The sequence below is a fragment of the Candidatus Halobonum tyrrellensis G22 genome (assembly GCF_000495475.1).
Classification (GTDB): domain Archaea; phylum Halobacteriota; class Halobacteria; order Halobacteriales; family Haloferacaceae; genus Halobonum; species Halobonum tyrrellense.
The window spans coordinates 1-6,065 of the sequence record NZ_ASGZ01000039.1 but is presented as its reverse complement, the minus strand read 5'-3'; the positions used below and the strand labels follow the sequence as shown (position 1 = coordinate 6,065).

General features: G+C 71.7%; 6 protein-coding genes. 3 read left to right on the top strand and 3 right to left on the bottom strand.

Annotation, left to right across the window (positions count from 1 at the left end; genetic code table 11):
- The coding region (locus tag K933_RS11725) for a flippase activity-associated protein Agl23 (RefSeq protein WP_152529816.1) at positions 1 to 715 on the bottom strand (715 nt) is incomplete at its 3' end.
- Positions 716 to 920: 205 nt separating this feature from the next.
- Between K933_RS11725 and K933_RS11720 the strand changes: the two genes are divergently transcribed.
- From K933_RS11720 to K933_RS11710, 3 genes are all read left to right on the top strand, one after another.
- Positions 921 to 2,054 carry a thiolase family protein gene (locus K933_RS11720; protein WP_023394945.1) on the top strand — a complete coding sequence of 378 codons (1,134 nt, stop codon included), beginning with the start codon at positions 921 to 923 and terminating at the stop codon, positions 2,052 to 2,054.
- Between the two features lie 554 nt (positions 2,055 to 2,608).
- On the top strand, positions 2,609 to 3,991 hold the full coding sequence (gene serS, locus K933_RS11715; RefSeq protein ID WP_023394944.1) for a serine--tRNA ligase: 1,383 nt from the start codon (positions 2,609 to 2,611) through the stop codon (positions 3,989 to 3,991).
- Positions 3,992 to 4,039: 48 nt separating this feature from the next.
- Complete coding sequence (locus K933_RS11710) at positions 4,040 to 4,573, top strand: DUF367 family protein (protein WP_023394943.1); 534 nt, start codon at positions 4,040 to 4,042, stop codon at positions 4,571 to 4,573.
- A gap of 71 nt (positions 4,574 to 4,644) precedes the next feature.
- Here K933_RS11710 and K933_RS11705 read toward each other — a convergent pair whose 3' ends face one another.
- Together K933_RS11705 and engB are read right to left on the bottom strand one after the other, a co-directional pair.
- Entirely contained in the window at positions 4,645 to 5,046 is a 402-nt protein-coding gene (locus K933_RS11705; protein WP_023394942.1) for a DUF5518 domain-containing protein, read from the bottom strand.
- 105 nt (positions 5,047 to 5,151) lie between these two features.
- Positions 5,152 to 5,775: a GTP-binding protein EngB gene (gene engB / locus K933_RS11700; protein WP_023394941.1), complete on the bottom strand. Its 624-nt coding sequence runs from the start codon at positions 5,773 to 5,775 to the stop codon at positions 5,152 to 5,154.
- Between the last annotated feature and the right edge of the window lie 290 nt (positions 5,776 to 6,065).

Sequence of the window (6,065 nt, the reverse complement as noted above, 5' to 3'; positions counted from 1 at the left end):
CGGGGCCGCGCGGTTCGCGGGCGGCCGCCGTCGTCCCCGGGTCGACCCGACCGCCGCGCCGACGGCCGCGGAGCCGCAGAACCGCGAGCGCGACCCCCGCGGCGCCCGCGACACAGAGCAGGTAGACCAGGGCGTTCTCCTTGGTCGTCAGCGCCAGCCCGGCGAGCGGGCCGGCCGCGATGAGGTCCCGGCGGCGACCCGTGCGGAACCCGCGGTAGCCGAGCGCGACCGCGCCGAACGCGAACGTCGCGAGCGGCACGTCCGCGCGGAAGAACCGCGAGAACAGGAGGAGCAGCGGGTTGACCGCGAGAAAGCCCGCGAGCGCGACCGTCTCGGCGTCGTCGAGCGCGTCCCGGAAGCCGAGCGCCGCGAGCGGGAGGCACGCGCCCAACAGCGCGGGCAGGAGGCGGACGGCGAAGTCCGACGGACCCAGCGCGTCGAGGACGGGCGCGGTCGCGAGTTCGAGGAACGGGCCGTGGACGATGGGGCGGTAGGCGTAGTACCCCGTCTCCAGGTAGCGGAGCGTCCAGTAGCCGACGCGCGCCTCGTCGAAGTGCATCGAGCGGGCGCCCAGCCCGTAGAGCCGGGCGACCAGCCCGACGAACACGAGCGCCGGGACGGCCCGCCTCGGGGTCGCGAGAGCCGACGCGTCGAGGGCGGCGCGGGCGGCCGCGAGCGGGCGGCGAACGGCGCGACGCCGGCGGGACCGTGACACGGGCGGCGGTGCGGCGGCGGGGGGTAAGTGTCTTCGTCTTGCCGACCGCCGCCGGGTGCGCGGTGACCGCGCCGAGGGGAGCGAACCGGGGCGGCGAACGCGGAACGCGGGGGCGTGGAACCGAGAGACGGGCGCGAGCCTGGAACGCCCGGGAACGGGGGCGGCGTTCTCGCGTATTTATGGGCGTGACGCTCCTAGGAGGCGTATGGCAACACCCGTCATCGCAGCCGCGTACCGCACGCCGTTCGGCAAGGACGGCGGCGTCTTCGCCGACACGCGAAGCGAGGACCTCTCGGTGACGCTGATCGACCACGTGCTCGCCGAACACGACGTCGACCCCGACGACGTGGACGACCTGATGTGGGGCGTCGCCCAACAGCGGGGCGAGCAGGACAACAACGTCGCGCGGGTCATCGCCCTGCTGTCGGAGTTGGGCGAGGGGACGCCCGCGACCAGCATCAACCGCTGGTGTGCGTCGTCGATGCAGGCGATCATCTCGGCGTCGGACGCGGTGGCGGCGGGCAACCGCGACTGCGTGGTCGCTGGCGGCGTCGAGAGCATGAGCCGCGTGCCGATGGACGGCGACTCCTACCAGCATCTCCACCCCGAACTGTCGGAGAAGTACAACGTCTTCCAGTTGCAGATGGGGATGACCGCCGAGAAGGTGGCCGAGGAGTACGACGTGAGCCGTGAGGCGCAAGACGAGTACGCCGTCCGGAGCCACCACCGCGCCGCGGAGGCGACCGAGTCCGGCCGGTTCGACCGCGAGGTGGTCCCCGTCGAGACGGACGGGGGCGTCGTGACCGACGACGAGGGGATCCGCCCGGACACGGACGTCGAGACGCTCGCGAAGCTCTCGCCGGCGTTCACCGGCGACGGGAGCGTCACCGCGGGCAACTCCTCGCAGATATCCGACGGCGCGGCGGTCACGCTGGTCTGCTCGCGGGAGTTCGCCGACGAGCGCGGGCTGGACGTGCTCGCGGAGGTGGGGACGAACAACGTCGCCGGCGTCGACCCGACGGTGATGGGTATCGGCCCGGTGCCGGCGACGGAGGGGCTACTGGAGCGGGCGGGCCGCTCCATCGACGACTACGACCTGGTCGAACTCAACGAGGCGTTCGCCTCCCAGACGGTGTACGCCCGGCGGGAGTTGGGCGTCGACGAGGAGAAATTCAACGTCAACGGCGGCGCCATCGCGCTCGGCCACCCGCTGGGCGCGTCGGGCGCGCGCCTGCCGGTGACGCTGATCCACGAGATGAACGAGCGCGACGCGGATCGGGGCCTGGCGACGCTGTGCGTCGGGTTCGGGCAGGGCGCCGCGATCGAGTTCAGTCGATAACGTCGAGTCGGGTTCCCCTGGCACTTTCGCTCCGGTCGGGAGGGCGACGACGGGTCGACGGTGACCACCTCGAAAGCCCCCGCGGCTGTGCACTCGGGGGCCTCGCTGCGCGCGCTCGATCGTCGCTCCGCTCCTCACTCGCGTGCTTGCGTCGGCCGCCGTCGCGCACAGCCGCGGCCCCTTTCAGTCCCACCCGGGCCTCGGGCGGGTCGATCGACGCTCTCCCGGCCGTCCGGTGTGTGCGACCGGCCCACTCCGGCGTCGGCGCGTGCAGCGCCCGCTCCGTCGGGCGCGGACGCGCGCGAGGGCGAGCCGGGCGACCGGAGGGAGCGAGGCGAGACGGCTGGGGAGGTGTGAGGTGCCGCTGGGTGGGGCTTTCGAGGTCACCGCTGTCGTGTTCGGGGGTCCCGCCACGGTCGTCTCGGAGCGGTCGGAGTGCGAGACCGAACCCACACCGGGTCCGATCCATCGGACGAGTACACGGCCGGAGCGCCGTGCGGATCGTTCGAACGGACCCGACACGGTTTTGGAGCGCCCCGGGGAACCCACGCCAAATGATCCCGCGACGACTGCTCAGGGAGGACCCCGACCGGGTCCGGGAGGCGATCGAGAACAAGGGGGTCACCGACGTGGACCTCGACCGGGTGATCGAGTTGGACGACGAGTGGCGCGAGCTGAAGACCCGCGGCGACGGCCTGCGCCACGAGCGCAACGAGGTGTCGTCGCGCATCGGCGAGCTCAAACAGGAGGGGAAGGAGGCGGAAGCCCAAGAGGCGATCGACCAGTCGCAGGAGTTGAAAGCCGAACTGGAGGAGGTGGAGGAGCGCGCGGACGAGTTGGAGGAGGAACTCCACGAGGCGATGCTCCGGATCCCGCAGATCCCCCACGAGGACGCCCCCGTCGGCGACGACGAGGGCGACAACGTCGAGCGCCGCCGGGAGGGGTTCGACGACTTACGCGAGTTGCCCGAGGAGGTGGTCCCCCACTACGACCTCGGGGAGGACCTGGACATCCTCGACTTCGACCGCGGGTCGAAGGTGTCGGGCGGCGGGTTCTACTTTGCGAAGGGGGAGGGGGCGATGCTCGAACACGCGCTGGTCCAGTTCTTCCTCACCGTCCACCGCGAGCAGGGGTACACCGACGTGTTCCCGCCGCTGCCCGTCAACTCGCGGTCGATGGAGGGGACCGGCCAGTTCCCCAAGTTCGTCGACGACGCCTACCGGATCGGCGGCGCGAACGACGAGGAGTACGACGACGACGACCTCTGGCTCCTCCCGACGGCGGAGGTGCCGGTGACGAACATGTACCGCGACGAGATCTTCCTCGACGACGACCTCCCGCTGAAACACCAGGCGTACTCGCCCAACTTCCGACGGGAGGCGGGCGAACACGGCACCGAGACCCGGGGGATCGTCCGCGTCCACCAGTTCAACAAGGTGGAACTGGTCAACTTCGTCCGCCCCGAGAACAGCGACGACCGGTTCGACGGGTTGGTCGACGACGCCGAGGAGGTGCTCCGACGGCTCGACCTCCCGTACCGGGTGCTGGAGATGTGTACGGGCGACATGGGCTTTACGCAGGCGAAGAAGTACGACATCGAGGTGTGGGCGCCCGGCGACGACATGGACGACGGCCCCGAGGCGGGCGGGCGGTGGCTCGAGGTGTCGTCGGTGTCGAACTTCGAGGCGTTCCAGGCGCGGCGGGCGGGCCTGCGCTACCGGCCCGAGCGCCACGAGTCGGCGGAGTACCTCCACACGCTCAACGGGTCGGGCGTCGCGGTCCCCCGGGTCGTCGTAGCCATCCTGGAGTACTACCAGAACGACGACGGCACCATCACGGTTCCGGAGCCGCTGCGGCCGTACATGGGCGGCCGCGAGGTCATCGAGGGGAGCGAGAAGGTGGGCGAGAGCGCGGTCGGCGCGGGCGAGAAGGAGTAGTCGGCGTCGGTCCACGTCGCTTATCTCGCCGCGCCGCCGACGCCGGGTGTGGAGGTTCACGTCCGGTACGAGGGCGACGACGACCCCGACAAGTGTACGGCCCGGAAGCTCGCGCGGTTCGACCTGGCGGAACTCCACCGCTCGGACCGCGCGACGCCGTACGGGGTGGTGCTCAACCCGCACGCCGAGCGTGCGCTCTCGCCCGCGGACGCCGGGACCGAGCGCCTGGTCGCGCTCGACTGCTCGTGGGAGTCGGCGGGCGAGGCGCGCTTCTCGCTGCCGGGCGAGCACCGCGCGCTGCCGTACCTCGTCGCCGCCAACCCCGTGAACTTCGGGCGGCCGATGAAGCTCACGACGGTTGAGGCGCTCGCGGCCGCGCTGTGTATCTTCGGCGAGCGCGACCACGCCGAGCGGCTACTCTCGAAGTTCACGTGGGGCGAGACGTTCCTCGAACTCAACGCCGAACCGCTGGAGCGGTACGCCGCCTGCGACGACTCCGCCGACGTAGTCGCGGTCCAACGGGAGTACCTCGACCGCGGAGACGACCCCGAGAGCGGGGGCGGGGACGACACCGGGTCGTAAGTGCGGAGAACGGGAGCGAGCGGAAACGGCGGCCGCGCTCGTCGGCGAACCTACCGCGCTCGTCGGCGAGCCTACCGCGCTCGCGTCGAGACCCGGCGGTCGGACGACGGGCGGTTCGACACCGCGGCGCCGACGGCGCCCGCGATGGCGGAGTCGACGGCGAACACGACGGTCAGGAACAGCCCGAGTACGAGGACGCCCGCGCCGCCCAGCAGGCCCCCGAGCGGCCCGGCGACGAATCCGAGCAGGCTCCCGAACAGCGCGAACACCAGCGTGTAGGCGACAGCCGTCAGCGACCCCGCGATGGCGCCGTGGACCGCGCCGTTCGTCAGGCCGCCGCCCGCGAGGTAGCCCGCGACCAAGCCGCCCAGAACGCCCGCGCCGAGTTGGCCGACCACGGGGATGGCCGTGCCGAACAGCGCGACGACGAGGAACGTGAGGAACCCCCAGCCGACCGCGCGCCAGTCAGTCATACCCGAGCGTAGGCGCCCCAGACCTTTCTACGTATCGCCCGCGAGAATACACGGGAGTTCGCGAGACCCCGCTCGACCCCGGCGAGCGCCGGCTTCACGGGGCGATCAGGAGACGAACTTGAGCAGGTCGTCGCGCTTCGCCTCGCGGAAGTGGCCGCGGAGCGCCTCCAGCAGCGGGTCGATGCTCCCCCGTTTGGCGGTGACGGGCGCTATCGTGTCGCTCCACTGCTGCCACGGCGGGTACAGCCCCAGCCGGTCGCACAGTTCGTTCAGCCGCTCGTCGCGGTCGTCGACCTTGTCCATCTTGTTGACCGCGACCACGGCGGGCACGTCGACCTCCCGGAGGAAGGAGAACATCTCCACGTCGTGGGGGACGTTCCCGCGCTCCTCGTGGCGGTCGATGATGTCGACCGCGCTCTTGCCGTCGACGACGAGTACGCCCGCGAGGATGTGGGGCGCGTTCGCCTCGACGTACCGCACCACGTCCGTCTTGATCGCCTCCTGTCGGTCCTCGTCGACGCCGCTCATGAACCCGAACCCGGGGAGGTCCGTGAAGGTGAAGTCCTCGCTTGACCAGTCGAAGTGGTTTGGCTGGCGCGTCACGCCCGGCTTCTTGCCCGTCGTGAAGTCGTGGCCGGTGAGTTCGCGCATCAGCGTCGACTTGCCGACGTTCGACCGGCCGACGAGGACGACCTCCGCGTCCCGGTCCGGCCGTCCCTCGAAGGTCATACGCCGGGGTGGGTCGCCGAGCCGGATAAGCGGCCCGCTCGCCGGGGCGCCGACCGGGCAACACGGGGACCGAAGCGACGGGGCGCGGTCGCCGGCGCCGTCCCGCGTACGGGTCGTCGCCCGGGGTAGTCACTCGCGCGGGTCGTCGCCCGTGAGCCCGGCTGGCGCGCCCGAAAGCGTCAGCGCGCCGAACACGGCGAGCGCGACGAGCGCCGCCGCCGCGAGCGTCGGGAGCGACGCGGCCGCCGCGGCGGCGACCCGCTCGGAGAGCGCCAGCGTCGTGAGCCCCG